This is a genomic window from Oceanicella sp. SM1341, assembly GCF_003448965.1.
In the GTDB taxonomy this organism is placed as follows: Bacteria; Pseudomonadota; Alphaproteobacteria; order Rhodobacterales; family Rhodobacteraceae; genus Paroceanicella.
The window spans coordinates 18,347-36,325 of record NZ_QRGC01000024.1 but is presented as its reverse complement, the minus strand read 5'-3'; the positions used below and the strand labels follow the sequence as shown (position 1 = coordinate 36,325).

Here is a 17,979-nt window from a genome sequence, read left to right as displayed (position 1 = left end):
GCTACTCCAGTTCAGGCAGCGCGCGCGGGGCGCGGGGGGAGAGGAGCTCCGCCGCGCCGGCGCGGATGACGATGTTCTCCTCGTGCACCATCATGCGGCCGGGGCCGATTTCGAGCGCGGGCTCGAGGGTGAGCACCATGCCCGGCTCCAGCACCGTGCGGTCGCTCGCGGTGAGCGAGGGCCATTCGGTGAGGCGCATGCCCAGGCCGTGGCCGAGCCGGCCGCCGGCCCCGGGGTCTCCCGCCGCCGCGATCACCGCGTGCATCGCGTCGTGCACATCGGCCGCGGTGGCGCCGGGGCGGGCGGCGGCGAGCCCGGCCTCGGTGGCATCATGCAGCACGGCCTGCGCGGCGGCGGTCTCCGGCGCCGGGGGGCCGAGGGAGAAGTTGCGGTCATAGTCGCAGAAATAGCCGTCGAATACAGCCCCGGTGTCGAGCATCAGCACGTCGCCGCGCGCAAGCGGCCGCGGGCCGGCGGGCGAGATCACGTCGGCATAGCCGCCCGGTGCGGCGCCGCCGGCGAGATAGGGCACCCAGTCCGCCCCCTCCTCGAGCAGCAGCATCTGGAAGCGGCGGAACACGGTCTCGAGCGGCGTGCCGCTGCGGGCGATCCCGGGCACCCGGGCGAAGGCGCGGCCGGCGATGGCGCAGGCGGTGCGGATGCGCCCGATCTCGGCCTCCGATTTCACCTGCTGGAGCGCGTGGAGCAGGCTGGTCGCGTCGACGAACCCCGCGGCGGGCAGGGCGGATTGCAGCCGCGCGTAGTCGGCGAGCGGCATGCGCAGGGCGCTCTCGCGACCCATGGCAAGGCCGATGCGCGCTTGCCGCCCGGCAAGCTCGGCAAGCGTGTCGGCGAGCAGGGTGACCCCGTCATCCTCCGGCGCGGGCGCGGCCCAGGTGCGGATGTCCTCCACCCAGGTCTGCGCCATCAGGGCCGCCCCGATGGCCGGGATGACCGCGACGGGCGCGCCCGCCGCCGGCACCACCACGAACCACGGGCGTGTGGGGCTCTCCCAGAACCGGGTGAGGAAGCCGGTGAACCAGCGCACGTCCGGCTCGGAGGTGAGCAGCAGGGCATCGATGCCTTCGCGCGCCATCAACCGCTGCGCGCGGTCGGTGCGGGCGCGGAATTCCTCGGGCGGGAAGCCTCGTGGCGGCATCGTGGCTCCTGAAGCGGGGTCAGTCCGGTGGGGCGAAGCTGTGGGTGGCGGCGCGGTGCCAGCGGTCGGCGTAGTTGGGGTCCTGGCAGGTGCCGGCGATGAGCGAGCCCTCGGGGATCTCGGGGAAGGCCCTGTCGCCGGTCACGGTCTCGCCGTTCTTCTGGCGGATGTTGAAGTGCCGGGGGCGCAGGTCATCGGGGTGGGAAAGGCCGGTGGCGCCCACCATGTCGGCCACCGCGCGCAGGGTGTTGCGGTGGAAGGTGGCGACGCGGCGCGACTTGTCGGTGACATCGAGCGCGCGCTGGCGCAGCGGGTCCTGGGTGGCGACGCCGGAGGGGCAGCGGTTGGTGTGGCAGGCCTGGCCCTGGATGCAGCCGACCGAGAACATGAAGCCGCGGGCGGAATTGCACCAGTCGGCGCCGAGCGCGCAGGTGCGGGCGATGTCGAAGGCGGTGACGAGCTTGCCCGCCGCCCCGATGCGCACCCGGTTCCGCAGGCCTGCGCCGCGCAGGGTGTTGTGCACGAAGGTGAGCCCCTCGACGAGCGGCATGCCGATGTGGTTGGTGAACTCGAGCGGGGCGGCGCCGGTGCCGCCCTCCTTGCCGTCGACCACGATGAAATCGGGCACGATGCCGGTCTCGACCATCGCCTTCACCGCGCACATGAACTCGCGCCGGTGGCCGATGCACAGCTTGAAGCCCACCGGCTTGCCGCCCGAGAGCCGGCGCAGCTCACCCAGGAACCGCACGAATTCGAGCGGGGTGGAGAAGGCGGAGTGGCCGGCGGGGGAGACGCAATCCTCGCCCATCGGGATGCCGCGGGCCTCGGCGATCTCGGGGGTGATCTTGGCGGCGGGCAGCACGCCGCCGTGGCCGGGCTTCGCACCCTGCGAGAGCTTCACCTCGACCATCTTCACCTGGGGGTCCTGCGCCTGGCGGGCGAAGGCCTCCGGGTCGAAGCCGCCCTCGGGGGTGCGGCAACCGAAATAGCCGGTGCCGATCTCGTAGATCAGGTCGCCGCCGCCCTGGCGGTGGTAGCGCGAGATGCCGCCCTCGCCGGTGTCCTGGGCGAAATTGCCCATGCGCGCGCCGGTGTTGAGCGCGAGGATGGCATTGGCGCTGAGCGCGCCGAAGCTCATGGCGGAGATGTTGTAGAGCGAGGCGTCGTAGGGCTGGGCGCAGTCCGGCCCGCCGATGCGCACGCGGAAGTCCCAATCCTCGACATGGGAGGGGACCATGGAATGGGTGAGCCAGGAGAAGCCCGCGTCGTAGACATGTTCGCGGGTACCGAAGGGGCGCTTGTCCTCCTCGCCCTTGGCGCGCTGGTAGACGAGGGAGCGGATCTCGCGGGAGAAGGGCTCCTCGTCATGGTCGCTCTCGATGAGGTACTGGCGCAGCTCGGGGCGGATGCTCTCGAAGATCCAGCGGATATGGCCGATGACCGGGTAGTTGCGCTGGATGGAATGGCGCGGCTGGATGAGGTCGCGCACGCCCAGCAGCGAGAGCAGCAGGCAGACGAGGGCGATGACCGCGAAACCTTCCCAGGCCGGGATGAGCGCGAGCGTGATGAGCGTGGCGAGACACAGTGCCACGAAAGCCGAGTAACGATGCATTCCGGATGTCCCCTCCCGTCGGATCGCGGCGATGATGCCGCATGACAGCCGGCGATGCTACCCGGCGCGTGATGAAGAGACCGTGCACGGGGAGGGGAGCGGGGAGGGACGTCCCTCGGGGGCATCGAGCCCCCTCGGGCCGTGCGCGGCAGCCCCGGCGCGGCGCGGGCGGGCGCGGTGGCGCGGGGCCGCGCCCCGGCTCGGAGGCGGTGCTCCCGGAGCAGATCGCCGCCGGGCGGTGCAGCCTGCCGGGATGCCGGCCGGGCGGGCGCAGCGGGGGCCGGGTGCGCGAGGGGGATCGGGACAGCCGGTCGGGCCCCGCCGGGAGAGCAGGCCTTCCGGCGCGGCCTCCCGGGTGGGGTCAGTCGGGCAGGCTGGGGGCCGGCCAGTCCTTCGCGAGGGTTTCGATGGCGGCGATGCGGTCGGGCACCGGCGGGTGGCTGGCGAGCCAGGCGACCATGCCGGAGCCGCGCCGGCCGGCGTCTGCGTCGAGCTTGCGCAGCAGGGCCACCTGCGGCGCGTGGCCGAGGCCGATGCGGTGCATGAGCGCGGCGCCGTAGGCATCGGCCTCGAACTCGTCGCGCCGCGAAAGCCGGGCGGCGAGCAGCGAGGCGAGCAGGGCGGCCGCCTTCGTGGCGATCAGCGGGCCGATGAAGGGGATGAACCGGCCGATGACGAGGCCGAGCACCAGGCGCATGGCGTTCTGGCCGAGAAAGTCGAGCCGCCGGCGCGGCGCGTGGCCGAGGGCGAGATGACCGATCTCGTGGGCGATGACGGAGGCGACCTCGGCGGAGCCGATCTCGCCCGCGCGGTAGCGCCGGATCAGGCCGCTGGTGACATAGACCCGGCCGTCGGGGCTGGCGAGGCCGTTGATGGCGGTATGGTCGTAGACCCGCACCTCGACCGGTCCGGTGCCCAGCGTGTCGGCCATGCAGGCGACATGCGCGGCGAGCACGGGGTCGGACAGCGGCTTCGAATGCTTGAGCAGGCTGCGCCGGGTGTGCCAGGACGAGCCCTGCCACCAGAGCCAGGCCATCACGAGGGCCACAACGAGGGGAAGCAGGCGGAGCATGCGGGGCGCGGGTCCTTGTCCTGTGCCGGGCGGCGCCGGGTCCTGTGCCGGGCGGCGCCGGCGGGGTCGTTTGCCGCGAAGCTTACGCGCCGGCGGTGCCGGCAGCCTTGATGTCGGTCGCGACCGGCCGAAGTTCAAGCGGCGGGGCTTGCCGGGCGGGGGCAGGCGCCGGCGCGGCCGGGCGGGGCCCGGCTGCCGGCGAGGGCAACCGTGTCCGGCCGGCCGGCCGCGCCGGCGGGGCGGACGCGACGGTGCGGCCGGCGGGACAGGCGGAGCGTGGGGCCCGGCCGGCCGGGGGCCTCAGCGGCCCAGCTCCTTCATGCCCGCCTCGAGACCGGCGAGGGTCATGGGATACATCCGGCCGGCGAAGAGCTCGCGCACCATGCCGATGGACTGGGTGTAGCGCCAGTGCGCCTCGGGCACGGGGTTGACCCAGATGGCGGAGGGCCAGGCCTCGCGCGCGCGGGTGAGCCAGACATGGCCGGCCTCCTCGTTCCAGTGCTCGGAGGCGCCGCCCCTGGCCGCGATCTCGTAGGGGCTCATCGAGGCATCGCCCACGAAGACGCATTTCCAGTCCTTCGGGATGGTGCGCAGCAGGTCTGTGGTGGGGATCTGCTCGGTCCAGCGGCGGCGGTTGTCCTTCCATACGCCCTCGTAGAGGCAGTTGTGGAAGTAGTAGTGCTCGAAATGCTTGAAGGCGGAGCGGGCGGCGGAGAACAGCTCCTCCACCACCTTCACATGCGGGTCCATCGAGCCGCCGGCGTCGAGGAACAGCAGCACCTTCACCGCGTTGCGCCGCTCGGGGCGGGTGCGCACGTCGAGCCAGCCCTGGCGGGCGGTGGAGCGGATGGTGCCGTCGAGGTCGAGCTCCTCATGGGCGCTGTCGCGCGCCCAGCGGCGCAGGCGCTTGAGCGCCACCTTGATGTTGCGGGTGCCGAGCTCGACCGTGTCGTCGAGGTTGCGGAACTCGCGCCGGTCCCAGACCTTCACGGCGCGGCCGTGGCGGCTCTCGTCCTGGCCGATGCGCACCCCCTCGGGGTTGTAGCCATGCGCGCCGAAGGGCGAGGTGCCGCCGATGCCCAGCCACTTGTTGCCGCCCTGGTGGCGCTCCTTCTGCTCGGCGAGGCGCCGGCGCAGGGTCTCCATCAGCCTGTCGAAGCCGCCGAGCCCCTCGACCTGCGCCTTCTCCTCCTCGGTGAGGTGCTTCTCCACCAGCTTGCGCAGCCATTCCTCGGGGATGGCATGGCCGGAGATCAGGTCCTCGGCCGCGATGGCCTCCATGCCGCGGAAAGCCTCGGCGAAGGCGCGGTCGAACCGGTCGATGTTCCGCTCGTCCTTCACCAGGATGGCGCGGGAGAGGTGGTAGAACCCCTCCACGTCATACATCACCACCTCCTCCTGCATCGCCTCCAGCAGGGCCAGGAATTCCCGCAGCGAGACGGGAACGCGGGCCTCCCGCAGGGCGAGGAAGAAGGGGATGAACATGGCTCAGCCTGTCAGCGTGGAGTCGATCAGCAGCGTGGCCACCAGCGTGACCAGCATCACCACCATACCATGCCCGAAGCCGTATTGCGCCCGGTCCATGCGGTTTCCGCCGCGTCGCGCGGCGCGCACCCAGCCGAAGATGAAGCCCAGGATGAAGGCTGCAGGCAGGATCATCGGCGCGTCTCCTCCGCCGCTCAGCCGGGGGGGCCGGGCGGTCTCATGTTTTCCAGACGCTGCTGAAGCGCGTCGAGGTTGCTGTAGTCGGCCCCCTGCGCATAGCGGGCCCAGCGCACCGAGTCGATGGCGTTCGTCACCGCCTCGTCCGAGCGGCCCAGCGCGGTGAGGGCGCCGGCGCGCACGTGCAGCGCGTGGGAGATGTTGAGCGGGATGGCATAGGCCGCGAACACGGGCAGTGCGCGGTCCGCGAGCGCCAGCGCCTCGGCCGGATGGTCGAGGGTGAGCCGGGTCTGGGCGAGGTAGAGGCGGATCGTCGCGGTGCGCAGGTCGTCGTCGGGGAAGTTCGCCTCCAGGCTCTCGAGCGCGCGGCGCAGCAGCCCGTCGGCCAGCGCCGGGCGGTCGGGGTATTCGAGCGAGGCGAGCAGGTCGAGCGTGTAGGCCAGCCGGTGGTCGGGCTGGGGGAAGTCCACCGCGAGGCCAAGCGCCGCGCGCAGGGTGAAGCGCTTCATGTCCCGCGTCATGCCGCCCTCGAAGATCGAGGTGATGAGCACGGTCCAGTCCGGCTCGGGGCCCATGGAGCGGCGTCGGGGCAGGCGGCGGCCCTCGGGGTTGACCTCGTCGAGCACCGCGAGGGCGGCCCGGCGCGCCTCGTCGCGGGTCATGCCCGAGCGCAGCGCGGGGTCGTAAAGCACGCGCAGGATCAGCAGGTCGAACCGGGTGAGGGTGGCGTAGACGTTGTCGTCGTTGAACACGGTCTCGGGCAGGCGGAACAGGTCGTTCGCCGGGCCCATGGCCTGGGCGATCTCCTCCTCGAAACACTCGCGGATCTCGTTGGGGGTCGAGGTGGAGGGGATGAAGATCGTCGCCCCGGTGAGGGTGTCGAGCTCCTCCCAGCGCGGCAGGGTGTTGCGGTTGAGCGCGATGTCGAACTCCGACCAGGTGAACAGGCCGGGCACGATGAAGCACTGCGCGCCGGGAAACACCTCGAGCATGCGCCGCTTTGGCGCGAGGGTGACACGGATGTTGGAGGTCTCGCGGCTCTCGGTGCGGGCGATGTCGAGGCGCGACTCGTTGCGCATCCGCGCGATCAGCCGGTCGAGATCGGGGCCGAACTGGTCGAGCCCGGCGCCGATCATCGCCACCCGCACCGGGCTCTCGAAGCGCAGCAGGTGCTCCAGCTCGGGCCCGTTCTCAGGGTGGAACACGAGGTCGACGAGATCGTCGGCGATATCGCGGTTTGCCTGGCGCACCGGCCCGGGCGCGAGCGCGCTGCCCAGCCCCGCGATCTCCGGCGCGGCGGTGGGCGCATAGGGCACCGAGCGCTCGCACCCCGCCAGCACGAGTGCCGCGAGCCCGCCCAGGAGATGGGGCAGGAGGCGCATGCTCACCGCCCGTACTTGATGAACGGAGTGCGGGTGCCGATGCGGTCGTAGAGCCGCCGGGCGGTGGCGTTGTCCTCCTCCGTCGTCCAGTACACGGTGGCCGCGCCATGGGCATCGGCATCGGCGTAGACATGCTCGATGAGCGCACGGCCCGCGCCGGTGCCGCGGGCGGCCTCGCTCACGTAGAGATCGTTGAGATAGGCGCGCGCCGGCACCTCCCAGGTGCTCAGGTGGTAGAGCCATTGCACCAGCCCCACCGGCCGGCCGCCGGCCACGGCCAGTGCCCCGTGCATGCGCACCTCCGGGTCCATCAGCCGCGCCCAGGTGGTGGTGTAGACCTCCTCCGGCCGGGTGGTGCGGTAGAAGGTGAGGTAATCGGTGAACAGCCCGCGCCAGGCGGCGTGGTCATCGGGGCCGAGCGGCCGGACGGCTGCGCTCATCCGTTCCTCCGCGCCATGAAGGCGAGCCGCTCGAACAGGTGCACGTCCTGCTCGTTCTTCAGCAGGGCGCCGTGCAGCTTCGGCAGGGCATCGCGCGGGTTTGCCTGCAGGTCGGCGGGGGCCATGTCCTCGGCCACCAGCAGCTTGAGCCAGTCGAGCACCTCGGAGGTGGAGGGTTTCTTCTTCAGCCCCGGCGTGTCGCGCACCTCGAAGAAGCGGGTGAGGGCGGCGCGCACCAGCTCGGGCTTGATGCCGGGGAAATGCACGTCGACGATGCGCGCCAGCGTCTCTGCATCGGGGAAGCGGATGTAGTGGAAGAAGCAGCGGCGCAGGAAGGCGTCCGGCAGGTCCTTCTCGTTGTTGGAGGTGATGATCACGATGGGGCGCTGGCGGGCGCGCACGGTCTCGCCGGTCTCGTAGACATGGAATTCCATCCGGTCGAGTTCCTGCAGCAGGTCGTTGGGAAACTCTATGTCGGCCTTGTCGATCTCGTCGATCAGCAGCACCACGCGCTCCTCCGCCGCGAAGGCCTGCCAGAGCTTGCCGCGCCGGATGTAGTTGGAGATGTCGTGCACCCGCTCGTCGCCGAGCTGGCTGTCGCGCAGCCGGCTCACCGCGTCGTATTCGTAGAGCCCCTGCTGGGCCCTTGTGGTCGACTTGATCGACCACTCGATCAGCGGCAGGCCCAACGATCGGGCCACCTGCAACGCCAGCTCGGTCTTGCCGGTTCCCGGCTCGCCTTTGACGAGCAGGGGCCGCTCCAGGCGAATCGCCGCGTTTACCGCGATTGCGAGATCTCCGGTGGCGACATACTCGGCTGTTCCGGAAAATTGCATGCGGCCCATCCCTGTCCGTTTATGTTGCATTGCACGGGCTTCGATCCTATCAGGCTGCAGCCGCGAGACAAGTTCAGCCATGTAATGCGTGACAATCAACGGATTTTTAGGTAACTCAGCGGCCAGGGAAATCGCTCTGCTGCAGTGCTCGACGCAGGGACCGCAGCCAGATCGATAGAAAGGTCAGGTGGTGAGGTGCTGGGGATGAAATCTGAAGTAGTACTGAGTGCGGAATACACGCCGGCTGAAGACGAGCCCTTCATGAACGCGCGCCAGCGGGAATATTTCCGCCGCAAGCTTCTCGACTGGAAGGCTTCTCTGCTCGCCGAATCCAAGGAAACCGTGACGGGTATGCAGAACTCGACACGCAACATTCCGGATCTCGCGGATCGTGCGTCGGAAGAGACCGACAGGGCTCTCGAGCTGCGCACCCGCGACCGCCAGCGCAAGCTGGTCGCCAAGATCGACAGCGCCCTGCGGCGCCTCGAGGACGGCTCCTACGGCTACTGCGAGGAAACCGGCGAGCCGATCAGCCTCAAGCGTCTCGACGCGCGGCCGATCGCGACCCTCTCGCTCGAGGCGCAGGAGCGCCACGAGCGCAAGGAGCGGGTCTACCGCGACGACTGACGGGGCAGAGCCCACGGCCAAGTGAAAACGCCCCGGCCGGCAACGGCCGGGGCGCCTGCGTTAAGAGACCCCCCTCCCTCACCACCATCCTCCCTTCCTCCGCGCGCTGCGGCGGCTTCGCGACTTGACGCGGGCCGCCCGGCGCGCAGGATGACCGCAGCCCTCCGCCAGAGAGGGCGCGCGCTCACGGCCCGCGCGGCGACATCCCGGGGAGGAGACCTGCATGAAACACGTCCGAGACATGGTCCGCGAGGCGAACGCGGTGCTCGACTGCATTCCGGCGGCGGAGGCGGCGGGCCTGCCCGACGACCCCACGGTGCGAATGGTCGACCTGCGCGACGTGCGCGAGCTGGAGCGCGAGGGGATGATCCCCGGCGCCTTCCACTGCCCGCGCGGCATGCTGGAATTCTGGATCGACCCCGAGAGCCCCTACGCGAAGCCCGAGTTCGCCGAGGACAGGCGCTTCGTCTTCTACTGCGCCTCCGGCTGGCGCTCGGCGCTTTCCGCGAAGGTGGCGCAGGAGATGGGGCTGCGCGTGGCGCATATCTCCGACGGGTTCACCGGCTGGAAGGCGGCGGGCCATCCCGTGGTCGCCAGGCCGGCGAAGGGTGCCCCGGGCGCGCGCTGACGACATCAACAAGACCGAGAGAGGTGAGGACATGAAACTGTCTGGGGACATCGCCGCCGTGGTGACCGGCGGCGCGAGCGGGCTGGGCGAGGCCACGGCGCGGATGCTGGCGGAGGGCGGCGCGCGCGTGGCGATCTTCGACATGAACGAGGAGGCGGGGCAGGCGGTGGCCGCCGATATCGGCGGCACCTTCGCGAAGGTGGACGTGGCCGATCACGAAAGCGTGGCGGCGGGCTTTGACGCCGTGCGCGCCGCGCAGGGGCAGGAGCGCATCTGCGTGAACTGCGCCGGCGTGGGCTGGGCCGCGCGCACGGTGAACCGGGAAGGCGCGCCGCACGACCCCGCACTGTTCGCGAAGATCGTGGGCATCAACCTCGTCGGCACGTTCAACGTGGCCTCCCGGGCCGCCGCCGGCATCCAGGCGCTCGAGCCGCTCGATGCGGACGGCACCCGCGGGCTCATCGTGATGACCGCTTCCGTCGCCGCCTTCGACGGGCAGATCGGCCAGGCTGGCTATGCCGCCTCCAAGGCGGGCGTGGCCGGGATGACCCTGCCGATGGCCCGTGACCTCTCGCGCGCCGGCATCAGGGTGAACACCATCGCCCCGGGCCTGTTCCTCACACCCATGCTCAAGGGCCTGCCGGAAGAGGCCCAGGTGAGCCTCGGCCAGCAGGTGCCGTTTCCCGCCCGGCTGGGAGACCCGGCGGAATACGCGATGCTCGTGCGCCAGTTCATCGAGAACGGCATGCTCAACGCCGCGGTGATCCGCCTCGACGGCGCCATCCGCATGGCGCCGAAGTAACGGACCGGCCCCGGGGCGGTACCGTATTGCCCCGGGCGCGCGCCGTTTTGCTGATTCTCTGTTCAATATCCCTCGACCGCTTTCAACGTGCCTAAAATACGGGCGGCGTTCGCGCGTTTGTGCTGCATTGCGTCATGGCCCGGGCCTGCTGCGCGAATTTCGAGCACTCGGCTGTTGCGCCATGAAATCGACCTGCTAGGCTTGTTTCCAAGAGGCCGCCGGGCGGCACAGGGATCGGCTCAAGCCGACAGGGAGACATCGATTTGGCCAATACTTCGGCGCAGGACGCGTTCGTCGAGTTCGACCACGTGCAGAAGAGCTATGATGGCGAAACCCTTGTGGTGAAGGACCTTCAGCTCCGCATCGGCAAGGGCGAATTCCTCACCATGCTCGGACCCTCCGGCTCGGGCAAGACCACCTGCCTGATGATGCTGGCCGGCTTCGAGACCGCCACCAACGGCGAGATCTATCTCAACCGCAAACCGATCAACAATGTCGCACCGCACAAGCGCGGCATCGGCATGGTGTTCCAGAACTACGCGCTCTTCCCGCACATGACGGTGGCGGAAAACCTCGCCTTCCCGCTGCAGGTGCGCGGCCTCTCCAAGGCCGACCAGCAGGCCAAGGTGCAGCGCGCCCTCGACATGGTGGAGCTCTCGGCCATGGGCGGCCGGCGGCCGGCCCAGCTCTCGGGCGGCCAGCAGCAGCGCGTGGCGGTGGCGCGGGCGCTGGTCTTCGAGCCCGACCTGGTGCTGATGGACGAGCCGCTCGGCGCGCTCGACAAGCAGCTGCGCGAGCAGATGCAGTACGAGATCAAGCACATCCACGAGAGCCTCGGCGTCACGGTGGTCTATGTCACGCATGACCAGTCGGAGGCGCTGACCATGTCGGACCGCATCGCGGTGTTCAACGACGGCCGCATCCAGCAGCTCTCCACCCCCGAGGCGCTCTACGAGCGGCCGGAGAACTCCTTCGTGGCCCAGTTCATCGGCGAGAACAACCGCATCGACGGCAAGATCCGCGAGATCCACGGCAATGCCTGCGCGGTCGAGATCCCCGGCGGGCTCACGGTGCAGGCCACCCATGTGCAGGGGGCGGGGGCCGGCGCGCCCACCACGCTCTCCATCCGCCCCGAGCGGGTGCTGATGTCGGCGGGTGACCAGCCGGTGCCCGGCGCGATCGACGGGCGCATCGAGGAACTGATCTACCACGGCGACCATATCCGCGTGCGCATGAGCGTGGCGGGCAACCCGAATTTCGTCGTGAAGGTGACCAACCGGCAGGGGCACCAGCCGCTTGCCGAGGGGAGCACGGTCAAGGTGGGGTGGGACCCGGCGGACTGCCGGGCACTTGACCCGATGTCCGCCTGAGCCCTTCCGGGGCAGGCAGGCGGACGCAGGCCTCCCGCCCCGGGAGGCCACGTGTTCAGGGCCGCGGGGGGCTTGCCCGCGCGGCCATATAACAGGGAGATAACTGTATGTTTCTGAAGAAACTTCTCGCAACTTCGGCGCTGGTCGCCCTGGGGGCCGCCGGCGCCCAGGCCGGCGAGATCACCGTGATGTCCTGGGGCGGCGCCTACACCAAGAGCCAGGTCGAGGCCTACCAGAAGCCCTGGATGGAGGCGACCGGCAACAAGGTGGTCTCGGTGGACGCGGACAACCCCGCCACCCCGATCAAGCCGCAGGTCGAGGCTGGCAACGTGACCATCGACATTGCCGACGTGGAATATTCCGACGCCGTGCGCCTGTGCGACGAGGGCCTGCTGGAGGAGATCGACGCCTCCGCCCTGCCGCCGGCGCCCGATGGCACCCCGGCCGAGGAAGACTTCATCGACGGCGCGCTGACCGATTGCGCCGTGGCCAACATCGTCTGGTCGACCATCTACGCCTACGACACCACCAAGTTCCCCGACAGCCCGCCGACCACCATGGCCGATTTCTTCGACCTGGAGAAATTCCCGGGCAAGCGCGGCATGCGCAAGGCGGCCAAGGCCAATCTCGAGATGGCGCTGATGGCCGACGGCGTGCCGGCCGAGGAGGTCTATGACCTGCTGGAGACCGACGAGGGCGTCGACCGCGCCTTCGCCAAGCTCGACACCATCAAGGACAGTGTCGTGTGGTGGGAAGCCGGCGCCCAGCCGCCGCAGCTGCTCGCCGATGGCGAGGTGGTGATGACCACCGCCTACAACGGCCGCATCTTCAACGCCGCCGTGGGCGAGGACAAGCCCTTCCAGATCGTCTGGGACGGCCAGATCATGGACTTCGACCTGTTCGTGATCCCGAAGGGCGCGCCGAACAAGGAACTCGCCATGGACTTCCTGAAGTTCTCCACCGGCACCAAGCCGCTGGCGGACCAGGCCTCCTGGATCTCCTACGGCCCGGCGCGCAAGTCCTCCGGGGCGCTGGTGGGCACCTTCATGGACGGCAAGACCGAGATGGCGCCGCACATGCCGACCGCCGAGGCGAACATGGGCAATGCCCTCGTGAACGACTTCGAGTTCTGGGCCGACCGGGACACGGAGCTCTCCGAGCGCTTCAACGCCTGGCTCGCCTCCAGCTGATGACCCGTCCGGGGCGCGCAGTCTCGCGCGCCCCGGACGCCTGACCCCGGGAGGGCCGAGGTTCCGTGACAGACATTACCGCAGGCGCCATGCCAGAGGCGCGCACCGCCGCCCCGCTCCGGACCGCCGACGGCGTTCCGCTCAAGACCGCGCTCGCCCGCGCCCAGCGCCGGGCGAAATGGCGGGCGGCCGGGCTGGTGCTGCCGCTCCTGCTCTTCATCCTCGCCTCCTTCGTGATCCCGATCGGGCAGATGCTGTTCCGCTCGGTCTCGAACGACGAGTTCTCCTCCCACATGCCGCACATGGTGGCCTGGTTCGCCGAGAACGGCGATGCCGAGCCCGATGACGCCGCCTGGGAGGCGCTGGTGCTCGACCTGCGCCAGGCCCGGGAGGACCGGACCATCGGCCTCATCGGCACGCGGGTGAACTACGAACTCTCCGGCACCCGCTCGCTCTTCACCTCCACGGCGCGCAAGGCCGAGGACATGGAGCCGCCCTACCGCGAGGCGCTGCTCGACGCCGACGAGGACTGGGCCGACCCCGAGCTCTGGGGCGTGATGCGCCGGGCCTCCTCGCCCTATACCGACGCCTTCTACCTCGCCGCCGTCGACCGCACGCGCGATGCCACGGGCTCGGTGGAGATGGTCGACGAGAACCGGCAGGTCTATGTCGCGATCTTCTGGCGCACGCTGGTGCTCTCGGTGACCATCGCGCTGCTCTGCCTGCTGCTGGGCTACCCGATCGCCCACCTGCTGGCCACGCTGCCGATGCGCTATTCCAACCTGCTGATGATCCTCGTTCTGCTGCCGTTCTGGACCTCGCTGCTGGTGCGCACCACCAGCTGGATGGTGCTGCTGCAAAGCCAGGGCGTTGTGAACGACGTTCTGGTGTGGATCGGCATCATCGGCGAGGACGGTCGCATCCAGATGATGTACAACCAGGCCGGCACGGTGATCGCGATGACGCATATCCTGCTGCCCTTCATGATCCTGCCGCTCTACTCGGTGATGCGCACCATCCCGCCCTCCTACGCGCGCGCCGCGCGCAGCCTGGGCGCCACGAGCTGGACCACCTTCCGCCGCATCTACCTGCCGCAGACGGTGCCGGGCATGGGCGCGGGCATCCTGCTCGTGTTCATCCTCGCCGTGGGCTACTACATCACGCCCGCCCTCGTCGGCGGCACCACGGGCACGCTGATCTCCAATCTCATCGCCTTCCACATGCAGGAATCGCACAACTGGTCGCTCGCCGCGGCGCTGGCCGGCATCCTGCTCGCCGCGGTCCTGCTGCTCTACTGGCTCTATGACCGGCTGGTGGGCATCGACAACATGAAGCTGGGGTGACGCAGATGGCCATTCCCGTATACGCCACCCCGCTGGAGCGCGCCTGGACCTGGGCCTACCGCATCGGCTGCGGGCTGATCTTCCTGTTCCTGATCGCGCCGATCCTGATCATCATTCCGCTCAGCTTCAACGCCGAGCCCTACTTCACCTTCACCGACGCGATGCTCTCGTTCGACCCCGCCGGCTACTCGATGCGCTGGTACGAGACGCTGCTCACCTTCGGCATGAACCGGCCCGACGCGCCGGGCGGTGCCGCCTGGTGGGCGGACGTGTGGCACAACGCGGCCTGGGTGCAGGCGGCGAAGAACTCGATCATCATCGGTGTCTCGGCCACGCTGCTCGCCACGCTTCTGGGCACCATCGCAGCCCTCGGCCTGTCGCGGCCCGAGATGCCGTTTCGCCGCACCATCATGGCGGTGCTGATCTCGCCGATGATCGTGCCGGTGATCATCACCGCCACCGGGCTCTACTTCTTCTACTCGGCCACGGGGCTGGCGAATTCCTATGCCGGCATCATCCTCGCGCATGCCACGCTGGGCATTCCCTTCGTGATCATCACCGTCACGGCGACGCTGGTGGGGTTCGACCACTCGCTCACCCGTGCGGCGATGAACCTCGGCGCCTCGCCGCCGCGGGTGTTCTTCAGGATCATCATGCCGCTGATCCTGCCGGGCGTGGTCTCGGGCGCGCTCTTCGCCTTCGTCACTTCCTTCGACGAGGTGGTGGTCGTGCTCTTCGTCGCCGCCCATGACCAGCAGACCATCCCGCGGCAGATGTGGAACGGCATCCGCGAGCAGATCTCGCCGGCCATCCTCGCCGCGGCCACGCTGCTGGTGATCTTCTCGATCATCCTGCTCACCACGGTGGAACTGCTGCGCCGCCGCTCCGAACGCCTGCGCGGCATCAAGCAGAGCTGAGCGGAGCCGGCCGCCGGACATGCGAAGGGGCGCCCCGCGGGGCGCCCCTTTTCGCTGCGCGGGTGGCCTCAGGCGCCGGCGAGCGCCGCGCCGGAGCGGGTGGCCTCAGGCGCCGGCGAGGGCGGCGCCGGTACGCGTGGTCTGCAGGCCGAAGAGCGTGTCGTCGGTCAGCCCCTCGAGGGCGAGGGCCGCGGCGCCGCGGGTCCAGAGCAGGTCGCCCCAGACATGGGTGCGGATCTCCGGGCCCGGCGGGCCGAAGGGGATGGAGTTTTCCCGCAGGGTCTGGGCCATGATGTCGGAGAACAGCAGCTCGTTGCGAAAGCGCGTGCCCGAGAGGATGATCATGCCGGGGTCGACGATGTTCACCAGGTTCGCCATGCCGAGGCCGAGCATGGCGGCGGCCTCGCGGAAGATGGCGTTCGCCTCGTTCGAGCCGTCATGGGCGAGGGCGGTGAGCGCCGTGAGCCCCTCGCGCCGCCGCGCGGGGTCGGAGAGGTCGACATCCGGCAGGATGGAGGAGGCGCGGCGCAGCAGCGCGTAATCCGCCACATAGGCCTCGAGGCAGCCGCGCTGGCCGCAGCGGCAGGGCGCGCCGTCGAGTGCGACCTTCATGTGCCCGAGCTCGGCGCCCAGCCCGCGCGCACCGCGGCGGATGCGCCCGTCGAGCACCATGCCCATGCCCACGCCGTGTTCCACCGTCACCACCGCGAAGTTGCGCACCCCCTGGCCCACGCCGAACCACAGCTCGGCCAGGGTGGCGATGTTCGCGTCGTTGTCGGCGAAGACCGGGCAGGTGAAGCGTCGCTCCAGCAGGGTGGTGAGATGCACCTCCGGCTCGGCCAGCACCGGCGACCACCAGGCGGTGCCGCTCATCGCGTCGACATAGCCGGGCAGGGCGATGCCGATGCCCGCGAGGTCGCGCGGGCGCACCCTCGCCTGGCGGGCGGCGGCGCGGATGTTCTCCTCGATGAGGTTGATCAGCGCGTCGAGCGGCTCGGCGCGGGTGCGCACCGCGGTCTCGGCCTCGCCCACGGTCTCGCCGGCGAAATCGACGATGATCACCGAGATCCGGTGCTCGGCGAGCTTCACTCCCGCCACCCGCAGCGCGCCGGGCGCGAGGCGCAGCAACACGCGCGGCCGGCCGCGGCGGCGCTGGTCGCCCTCGGTCTCGGCGCGGGCCTCCTCGAGCAGCCCGTGCTCGATCAGCTCGTTGGCCACCACGGTGACGGTGGCCGGGCTGAGGCCGGTGGCGTCCGCGATGTCCACCCGCGCCACGGCGCCCATCTTGCGCACCTCGCGCAGCACGCGGCGGCGGTTGATGTCGCGCAGCCAGTCGCTGTCGACCCTCTTCAGCATGCGGCCTCCACGGGTGTTGCGGCGCCTCCGCCGGCCCTGGCCCGGGTGCAGTGCAGCGGAGTCGCGGTGATGCGCTGCAATATGCGCGGCCCGGCCGGGGAGTAATTCTGAGTGTTTGCGTAGGTATTTCCAGGTATCCGGAGCTTCATACGTTCTCACGCCCCCTCGCGTGGCCGAAAGTGCGGAAATTGCGCTGCAACATACGCTTTGTGCGCCACCGGGGTGGCCGACTCTATATTTCGGGGGAGGATAGGGGGGTTGGCTTTGCCGGTCAAAATCAAACCTCTTGTTCGTGCGCAGCCCCCCGTCCGGCTGTGCGGGAGGCGCCGGCATGCGGCGCCTCCGGCGCAACCGAAGAGGGGGTGACGCGGCCCGAATAAAGACGCTAAGCAATAAGCCACATGCAAGGGGGGAATTCATGCGAAGCCTTACGACTGACGAAATTCTGCCGAAGGATGCCGGCGCGCTGCTGATCGGGCGCGTGCACCTGGAGGCCGCGGGCGGCCCGGTGCCGGTGCTGGTGCGCGAGGGGGTGCTGCATGACATCAGCGCCCTGGCCCCCACCGTCTCGCAGCTGCTGGAGCGCGACGATCTCGCCACCGCGCTGGCGGGGGACTTCCCGGCCCTCGGGCCGGTGCAGCACTTCCTCGACGGTGCGCTGGCCGAGGGCGGTGACCGGCTGCTCGCGCCCTGCGACCTTCAGGTGCTGAAAGCCGCCGGTGTCACCTTCGCCTCCTCGATGATCGAGCGCGTGGTGGAGGAGCAGGCCAAGGGCGACCCCGCCGCGGCGGAGGAGATCCGCGCCCGGCTCGCGCCCGTGCTGGGCGACAGCCTGCGCGGCCTCGCGCCGGGCTCGGACAAGGCGATGGAGGTGAAGCGCGTGCTCGTGGAGATGGGCATGTGGTCGCAATACCTCGAGGTCGGCATCGGGCCGGACGCGGAGGTGTTCACCAAGGCGCCGGTGCTCTCGGGCGTGGGCTGCGGCGCGCGCATCGGCGTGCACCCGAAATCGCACTGGAACAACCCCGAGCCCGAGCTGGTGCTCGCGGTCGACAGCCGCGGCACCGTGCGCGGCGTGACGCTGGGCAACGACGTGAACCTGCGCGATTTCGAGGGCCGCTCGGCGCTGCTGCTCTCCAAGGCGAAGGACAACAACGCCTCCGCCTCCATCGGCCCGTTCATCCGCCTGTTCGACGGCCGCTTCGGCATGGAGCAGGCCGAGAAGGTCTCCGTCCGGCTCAACGTGCAGGGCGCCGATGACGGTTTCGTGATGGACGGCATCTCGCCGATGACCGAGATCTCGCGCCGCCCGCAGGACATCGTGAACCAGACGCTGAACGCCGATCACCAGTATCCCGACGGCTTCATGCTCTACCTCGGCACGCTCTTCGCCCCCACCCAGGACCGCGGCGCGCCGGGCGCCGGCTTCACCCACAAGGTGGGCGACCGGGTGGAAATCTCCGCCCCGGAACTCGGCGCATTGGTCAATTGGGTTGACCTCTCGGGCAACTGTCCGCCATGGAAGTACGGCGTGACGGCTCTCATGCAGTATCTCTCGAAACGGAACCTGATCTGAAGGACCC

General features: G+C 69.9%; 17 protein-coding genes. 8 read left to right on the top strand and 9 right to left on the bottom strand.

Annotated elements, in window-relative coordinates; genetic code table 11:
- Position 1 precedes the first annotated feature (1 nt).
- From D3P35_RS18800 to D3P35_RS18770, 8 genes are all read right to left on the bottom strand, one after another.
- On the bottom strand, positions 2 to 1,159 hold the full coding sequence (locus D3P35_RS18800; protein WP_118136688.1) for a Xaa-Pro peptidase family protein: 1,158 nt from the start codon (positions 1,157 to 1,159) through the stop codon (positions 2 to 4).
- A gap of 19 nt (positions 1,160 to 1,178) precedes the next feature.
- Positions 1,179 to 2,771 (bottom strand): FMN-binding glutamate synthase family protein, encoded by a 1,593-nt coding sequence (locus D3P35_RS18795; RefSeq protein ID WP_118136686.1) that lies wholly within the window; start codon positions 2,769 to 2,771, stop codon positions 1,179 to 1,181.
- Between the two features lie 361 nt (positions 2,772 to 3,132).
- Positions 3,133 to 3,843 carry a M48 family metallopeptidase gene (locus D3P35_RS18790; RefSeq protein ID WP_118136684.1) on the bottom strand — a complete coding sequence of 237 codons (711 nt, stop codon included), beginning with the start codon at positions 3,841 to 3,843 and terminating at the stop codon, positions 3,133 to 3,135.
- 300 nt (positions 3,844 to 4,143) lie between these two features.
- Positions 4,144 to 5,328 (bottom strand): VWA domain-containing protein, encoded by a 1,185-nt coding sequence (locus D3P35_RS18785; RefSeq protein WP_118136682.1) that lies wholly within the window; start codon positions 5,326 to 5,328, stop codon positions 4,144 to 4,146.
- Between the two features lie 3 nt (positions 5,329 to 5,331).
- Entirely contained in the window at positions 5,332 to 5,502 is a 171-nt protein-coding gene (locus D3P35_RS26265) for a hypothetical protein (RefSeq protein WP_157982210.1), read from the bottom strand.
- 20 nt (positions 5,503 to 5,522) lie between these two features.
- Positions 5,523 to 6,887 carry a DUF2927 domain-containing protein gene (locus D3P35_RS18780; protein ID WP_118136680.1) on the bottom strand — a complete coding sequence of 455 codons (1,365 nt, stop codon included), beginning with the start codon at positions 6,885 to 6,887 and terminating at the stop codon, positions 5,523 to 5,525.
- 2 nt (positions 6,888 to 6,889) lie between these two features.
- Positions 6,890 to 7,327, bottom strand: a complete 438-nt coding sequence (locus tag D3P35_RS18775; protein ID WP_118136677.1) for a GNAT family N-acetyltransferase — start codon at positions 7,325 to 7,327, stop codon at positions 6,890 to 6,892.
- Positions 7,324 to 8,163, bottom strand: a complete 840-nt coding sequence (locus tag D3P35_RS18770) for a MoxR family ATPase (protein ID WP_118136792.1) — start codon at positions 8,161 to 8,163, stop codon at positions 7,324 to 7,326. Before D3P35_RS18770 ends, D3P35_RS18775 begins: the two co-directional genes overlap by 4 nt.
- 204 nt (positions 8,164 to 8,367) lie before the next feature.
- On the opposite strand from D3P35_RS18770, the gene dksA reads away from it, so the two are divergent.
- The 7 genes from dksA (at position 8,368) to D3P35_RS18735 (ending at position 15,040) form a co-directional block, all read left to right on the top strand.
- Positions 8,368 to 8,790 carry an RNA polymerase-binding protein DksA gene (gene dksA, locus D3P35_RS18765; protein WP_118136675.1) on the top strand — a complete coding sequence of 141 codons (423 nt, stop codon included), beginning with the start codon at positions 8,368 to 8,370 and terminating at the stop codon, positions 8,788 to 8,790.
- Between the two features lie 223 nt (positions 8,791 to 9,013).
- Positions 9,014 to 9,418 (top strand): rhodanese-like domain-containing protein, encoded by a 405-nt coding sequence (locus D3P35_RS18760; protein WP_118136673.1) that lies wholly within the window; start codon positions 9,014 to 9,016, stop codon positions 9,416 to 9,418.
- 31 nt (positions 9,419 to 9,449) lie between these two features.
- Positions 9,450 to 10,220, top strand: a complete 771-nt coding sequence (locus D3P35_RS18755; RefSeq protein ID WP_118136790.1) for an SDR family NAD(P)-dependent oxidoreductase — start codon at positions 9,450 to 9,452, stop codon at positions 10,218 to 10,220.
- A gap of 263 nt (positions 10,221 to 10,483) precedes the next feature.
- On the top strand, positions 10,484 to 11,590 hold the full coding sequence (locus D3P35_RS18750) for an ABC transporter ATP-binding protein (RefSeq protein ID WP_118136671.1): 1,107 nt from the start codon (positions 10,484 to 10,486) through the stop codon (positions 11,588 to 11,590).
- Between the two features lie 107 nt (positions 11,591 to 11,697).
- The gene (locus tag D3P35_RS18745) at positions 11,698 to 12,780 is read left to right on the top strand and encodes an ABC transporter substrate-binding protein (protein ID WP_118136669.1); all 1,083 of its coding nucleotides are present in this window, start codon (positions 11,698 to 11,700) and stop codon (positions 12,778 to 12,780) included.
- Between the two features lie 89 nt (positions 12,781 to 12,869).
- Complete coding sequence (locus tag D3P35_RS18740) at positions 12,870 to 14,123, top strand: ABC transporter permease (protein ID WP_118136667.1); 1,254 nt, start codon at positions 12,870 to 12,872, stop codon at positions 14,121 to 14,123.
- 5 nt (positions 14,124 to 14,128) lie between these two features.
- Positions 14,129 to 15,040 (top strand): ABC transporter permease, encoded by a 912-nt coding sequence (locus D3P35_RS18735; RefSeq protein WP_118136787.1) that lies wholly within the window; start codon positions 14,129 to 14,131, stop codon positions 15,038 to 15,040.
- A 105-nt stretch (positions 15,041 to 15,145) separates the two neighbouring features.
- Here the strand turns inward: D3P35_RS18735 and D3P35_RS18730 are convergent, their stop codons facing one another.
- Entirely contained in the window at positions 15,146 to 16,396 is a 1,251-nt protein-coding gene (locus D3P35_RS18730; protein WP_198670698.1) for an ROK family transcriptional regulator, read from the bottom strand.
- Positions 16,397 to 16,814: 418 nt separating this feature from the next.
- On the opposite strand from D3P35_RS18730, the gene D3P35_RS18725 reads away from it, so the two are divergent.
- The gene (locus tag D3P35_RS18725) at positions 16,815 to 17,972 is read left to right on the top strand and encodes a fumarylacetoacetate hydrolase family protein (protein ID WP_118136663.1); all 1,158 of its coding nucleotides are present in this window, start codon (positions 16,815 to 16,817) and stop codon (positions 17,970 to 17,972) included.
- Positions 17,973 to 17,979: the final 7 nt, after the last annotated feature.

What these genes read in the sequence shown, in the direction of transcription:
- D3P35_RS18780 (WP_118136680.1), bottom strand. Translation starts at nt 6,887, where the DNA reads ATGCGCCTCCTGCCCCATCTCCTGGGCGGGCTCGCGGCACTCGTGCTG.
- D3P35_RS18755 (WP_118136790.1), top strand. Translation starts at nt 9,450, where the DNA reads ATGAAACTGTCTGGGGACATCGCCGCCGTGGTGACCGGCGGCGCGAGC.
- D3P35_RS18770 (WP_118136792.1), bottom strand. Translation starts at nt 8,163, where the DNA reads ATGCAATTTTCCGGAACAGCCGAGTATGTCGCCACCGGAGATCTCGCA.
- D3P35_RS18740 (WP_118136667.1), top strand. Translation starts at nt 12,870, where the DNA reads ATGCCAGAGGCGCGCACCGCCGCCCCGCTCCGGACCGCCGACGGCGTT.
- D3P35_RS18790 (WP_118136684.1), bottom strand. Translation starts at nt 3,843, where the DNA reads ATGCTCCGCCTGCTTCCCCTCGTTGTGGCCCTCGTGATGGCCTGGCTC.
- D3P35_RS18735 (WP_118136787.1), top strand. Translation starts at nt 14,129, where the DNA reads ATGGCCATTCCCGTATACGCCACCCCGCTGGAGCGCGCCTGGACCTGG.
- D3P35_RS18760 (WP_118136673.1), top strand. Translation starts at nt 9,014, where the DNA reads ATGAAACACGTCCGAGACATGGTCCGCGAGGCGAACGCGGTGCTCGAC.
- D3P35_RS18775 (WP_118136677.1), bottom strand. Translation starts at nt 7,327, where the DNA reads ATGAGCGCAGCCGTCCGGCCGCTCGGCCCCGATGACCACGCCGCCTGG.
- D3P35_RS18800 (WP_118136688.1), bottom strand. Translation starts at nt 1,159, where the DNA reads ATGCCGCCACGAGGCTTCCCGCCCGAGGAATTCCGCGCCCGCACCGAC.
- D3P35_RS26265 (WP_157982210.1), bottom strand. Translation starts at nt 5,502, where the DNA reads ATGATCCTGCCTGCAGCCTTCATCCTGGGCTTCATCTTCGGCTGGGTG.
- D3P35_RS18785 (WP_118136682.1), bottom strand. Translation starts at nt 5,328, where the DNA reads ATGTTCATCCCCTTCTTCCTCGCCCTGCGGGAGGCCCGCGTTCCCGTC.
- D3P35_RS18795 (WP_118136686.1), bottom strand. Translation starts at nt 2,771, where the DNA reads ATGCATCGTTACTCGGCTTTCGTGGCACTGTGTCTCGCCACGCTCATC.
- D3P35_RS18745 (WP_118136669.1), top strand. Translation starts at nt 11,698, where the DNA reads ATGTTTCTGAAGAAACTTCTCGCAACTTCGGCGCTGGTCGCCCTGGGG.
- D3P35_RS18725 (WP_118136663.1), top strand. Translation starts at nt 16,815, where the DNA reads ATGCGAAGCCTTACGACTGACGAAATTCTGCCGAAGGATGCCGGCGCG.
- dksA (WP_118136675.1), top strand. Translation starts at nt 8,368, where the DNA reads ATGAAATCTGAAGTAGTACTGAGTGCGGAATACACGCCGGCTGAAGAC.
- D3P35_RS18730 (WP_198670698.1), bottom strand. Translation starts at nt 16,396, where the DNA reads ATGCTGAAGAGGGTCGACAGCGACTGGCTGCGCGACATCAACCGCCGC.